At 67.0% G+C, this 4,411-nt stretch carries 2 protein-coding genes and 1 pseudogene (1 of these 3 only partly in view); all 3 read left to right on the top strand.

Annotated elements, in window-relative coordinates; genetic code table 11:
• The first annotated feature begins 76 nt into the window (after positions 1–76).
• The gene (locus H5T60_10085) at positions 77–1,252 is read left to right on the top strand and encodes a glycosyltransferase family 4 protein (GenBank protein ID MBC7242778.1); all 1,176 of its coding nucleotides are present in this window, start codon (positions 77–79) and stop codon (positions 1,250–1,252) included.
• Complete coding sequence (locus tag H5T60_10080) at positions 1,249–3,537, top strand: phospholipid carrier-dependent glycosyltransferase (protein ID MBC7242777.1); 2,289 nt, start codon at positions 1,249–1,251, stop codon at positions 3,535–3,537. Before H5T60_10085 ends, H5T60_10080 begins: the two co-directional genes overlap by 4 nt.
• An 18-nt stretch (positions 3,538–3,555) precedes the next feature.
• Positions 3,556–4,411, top strand: a pseudogene (locus H5T60_10075) (O-antigen ligase family protein) (it continues 635 nt past the right edge of the window).

Here is a 4,411-nt window from a genome sequence, read left to right as displayed (position 1 = left end):
CTGCCGGCGCCGGCGGCTGTCAGGCCCGATTCACGTCTCGATGAAATGGGATAATTGAGGGAGAGGGAGGAGAATCGTGCGCATCTGCCTTATCAGCGGCGAATTTCCCCCCATGCAGGGCGGGGTCGGCGATTTCACCTGGCGGCTGGCGGAGGCCATGGCGGCGAAAGGCCATCAGGTGATGGTGCTGACGTCACAGCAGGCCGCCGGCGCGGTCTGTCAGGGCTGTTCCGTGCGGGCGGAGGTGCCCCGCTGGAACTGGGGGTTCTGGGGGACCGCCCGCCGGCTGTTCGAGGAAAGCCGGCCGGACGTGGTGAACATCCAGTACCAGACCGCCGCCTACGGCATGCATCCGGCGGTGAACCTCTTCCCCTGGTGGTTGCGGCGCCGGCGGGAGCGGCCGGCGGTGGTGGTGACCTTCCATGACCTGCGGATGCCCTTCCTGTTCCGCGGCGCCGGCCCCTTGCGCCGGCGCGTCAACGACTTCCTGGCCCAGCAGGCCGACGGCGTCATCGCCACCAACGAGGAAGATTTCGCCCAACTGACCCTGCGGGCGCCGGCGGTGCCGCGCCGGCTCATCCCCATTGGCTCCAATATCCTGCCGCCGGCCAGCCCCGATTACTCGCGCGAGGCCTGGCGGGCGCGCTGGGGCATCCAGCCCCATGAGTTCGCCCTGGCCTATTTCGGCTTCCTCAACGTCACGAAAGGGGGCGAGGACCTCATCGGCGCGCTGGAACTGCTGGTGCGGGAAGGCCGGCCGGTCAAGCTCATTATGGTGGGGGGCAAGGTCGGCTCCAGCGATCCGACGAATTTGCTGTACCTGAACCGCGTCGAACAGCGCATCCGGCAGAGCCGGCTGGAGCCTTATGTGATCTGGACCGATTACCTGCCCAACGAGGAGGTCAGCGCCACCCTTTGGGCGGCGGACGCGGTGGTACTGCCCTATCGCGACGGCGTGTCCACGCGGCGGGGAACGCTGATGGCCGCGCTGGCCCACGGCCGGCCCATCGTGACCACCGCCCCACGCCTGCCGGCCCACTATTTCCAGGACGGGGAGAACCTCCTGCTGGTGCCGCCGGCCTCCCCGGAGGAGATCGCGCGCGCGGTACAGCGCTTGATGGAAGACGCCGGCCTGCGGGAGCGGCTGGGCAAAGGCGCCCTGGCGCTCTCGGAACGCTTCACCTGGCCGGCCATCGCAGAAGAGACCCTGCAGTTCTACATCGAACTGCTTTCCCGGCGGCACGGCACATGATGTTCGGCACCGTAGCCCCCTTCCCGGCATCCGATGTGCCCCGCCGGCGCTTTTCCGAACGATGGCACCCCTGGCTGGTGGCCTCCGTCGTCGCGCTCTTCCTGGCGCTGGGGGTCGTGTACGACGTCACGGTGCCCATCTTTGAGGCGCCGGACGAGATCCAGCATTTTTATTACATCAAGCACCTGGCGGATGGGAAAGGCCTGCCGGTGCAGGGGGCGGCCGAAAGCCGGCAGAGCTGGGCGCAGGAAGGAAGCCAGCCCCCGCTGTATTATTTGCTGGGAGCGCTGGTCATCCGGGGCATGGACACCAGCGACGCCGGCGAGATCATCTGGCTCAACCCGCAGGCGAACATCGGCACGCCGCGCTACCCCGGCAACAAAAACCGCATCATCCACACGGAGCGGGAGGATTTTCCTTATGAGGGGACGGTCCAGGCGGTGCATGTCCTGCGGCTGTATTCCCTGCTGTGGGGATGCGGCACCGTTGTAATGACCTACTTCCTGGCGCGGGAGGTCTTGCGCCGGCGCGACCTGGCCCTGCTGACGACGGCCTGCGTCGCATTCACCCCCCAGTTCATCTTCATCCACAGCGCCGTATCCAACGACAGCCTGATCACCTTCCTGAGCACCCTGGGGGTCTGGCTGATGGCGCGGATGCTGGGAAGCGAGCGGCCGGCCCGCTATGCGTTCCCTCTGGGATTGACGCTGGGACTGGCCCCCCTGGCCAAGCTCAGCGGGCTGGCCCTGTGGGGGATGGCCGGCCTGCTCCTGGCCTACCTGCTTTGGCGGCGACGGCTTTCCTGGCAGCAGGCGTTCCTGGCCGGCTGTCTGATGGCCAGCCTCGCCCTGCTGATCGCCGGCCCCTGGTTCGTCCGCAACCTCGCGCTCTACGGCGACCTGACCGGCCTGCGCCCGATGCTGGAAATCGTCGGCCGGCGCACCGACCGGCCGACCCTGGCGGACATCTGGGGCGAATTCCGCGGCCTGCGCATCTCCTTCTGGGGATTGTTCGGCTGGTTCAACATTCTCCTGCCCGAGGCCGTGTACAAGGTGCTGGACGGCATCACCCTGCTGGCCGGCCTGGGACTGGTCCTCGGAGCGCTGCGCCGGCGCAGTGCACCGCTGGCACGCCGGCCGGCCGCCGCCCTGATGGGCGCCTGGCTGACGCTGATGTGTATCTCCCTGTTGCGCTGGACCACCATCACCATGGGCACGCAGGGACGCCTGCTCTTCCCCGCCATGGCCTCGTTCATGATCCTTCTGGTGATAGGCCTGGCGCAGTGGTGGCCAGAAGAATGGCGGTTGCGGGGGCTCCTGCCCCTGCCGGCCGGCCTGCTGGCCCTGTCCATCCTCAGCCCCTTCCTGGTCATTCAGCCGGCCTACGCGCGCCCGCCGATATTGACGGAGCAGGAGGTGCCGGCCGCAGCGCGCATTGACCCCCTGACCTTCGGGAAAAGCATCCGACTGGTGGGCATGGAAATCTCAGGGGCGGAAGTACACCCCGGGGAAAGCGTGCATGTCACCCTGTACTGGGAGTGCCTGGCCTCCATGCAGGAGGATTACAACATCACCGTGAAATTGTGGGGCAGGGGCATGCAGATCGTCGGGGCAGTGGACACGTACCCCGGCTGGGGGATATACCCGACCAGCCTGTGGCTGCCCGGCCAGGTGGTGAAGGACCGGTACGAGATTGCCGTCGACCCCCAGGCATTGGCGCCCTCGCTGTTGCGCCTGGAAGTCGGCGTGTATCCCCTGGATACGATGGAGCGCCTGCCGGCCTACGACGCCGCCGGCCGACTGCTGTCCCTGCCCACGATTGCCGGCGTCCTCCGATTGGCGCCAAAGGGGCCGGCGTCGTATACTATCCCGTACCCGACGCGGTTCCGCTGGGAGAACGGGATGGTGTTGGCCGGCTACGCGCTGGATATGGCGCCGGCCGGCGCCAGCGGCATCCTGCAACTGCAGGCATTCTGGCATACAGAGCGCGCGCTGGAGGAGGAGTACACGGTCTTCGTCCACCTGGTGGATAGAGAGGGCCACATATGGAGCCAGCACGACAAGCCGCCCCTCGATGGGGATTACCCCACGTCGTTCTGGCGGCCAGGCGAAATGGTGATGGACACCTATTATCTCTCGCTGGCCGGCGTGCCGGCCGGCACCTACTGGCTGGAGGTGGGGTTATATCCTTCGGACAGCGCCACCCATCCGCTGGCGCTGGTGGACGATGGCGGAGCATCTCTCGGGAACCGAATCCGGCTGACACCCGTGCGGGTTCAGCAGTGAGGATAGGCAGGACACGGCATGCGGGCAAACCGGGCAGTAGATAGACTGCAGGAGATATTCTTTGGGCAGGACCGCCGGCTGGCCCTGGCGGCGCTGACGCTGGTGATCATCGGCGCCGGCCTGCTGGTGGGCGCCTACGTGGCCGCGCTGGGGCCACTGCTCGCGACGGCCTTCTCCATCGCCCTGGTAGCTGGCCTGCTGATGTTGCGCAGTACGCAGTGGGGCTTTTTCGCTGTGGTCACGGTGGCCTGTCTCCTGCCCTTCGGCGCCCTGCCGGTGGACATCGGCTTCCGGCCGACCTTCCTGGATCTGGTGCTGGTGGTGCTGTACTTCGTCTGGATCAGCGCCTATGTCACCGGCCGGCGCAAGGAGTTCATCGCCTCGCCGCTGGGATGGACGGTCTTCCTCTTCCTGGCACTGGCCTGCGCCTCGTTCATCGCCGGCCTGACCCATACCCGCCTGACGATGTACGTCCTGCGCCACTTCGCTGAAATCCTCATCGCCATCGGGCTGTTCTTCGTGGTGCTGAACACCATCCGCACGCCGGCACAGCTCCGCCAGGTCCTGCAGGCCACTGCCCTGGCCGGCTCGGCCGAAGCGGCCATCGGCATCTTCCTGTACTTCATCCCGCCGGCATGGTCCATCCGCCTGCTCTCCGCCCTGGGGCGCTTCAACTACCCCACCGGCGCCGGTGTCCTGCGCTATATCGAGGACAATCCCGAACTGCCCATGCGCGCCATCGGCACGTCCGTGGACCCCAACGTCCTCGGTGGGCTGATGGTGCTTATCGGGGGACTGCTGGTCCCTCAGCTCTTTGCCCGCCGGCCGCTGTTCCGCCGCTGGATAAGCGCCGGCATGCTCCTGCTGGTGGTTA

This window comes from Anaerolineae bacterium, from assembly GCA_014360855.1.
In the GTDB taxonomy this organism is placed as follows: domain Bacteria; phylum Chloroflexota; class Anaerolineae; order JACIWP01; family JACIWP01; genus JACIWP01.
Note: the sequence above shows the minus strand (reverse complement) of the source record. Positions and strands in the feature narration are given on the sequence as shown.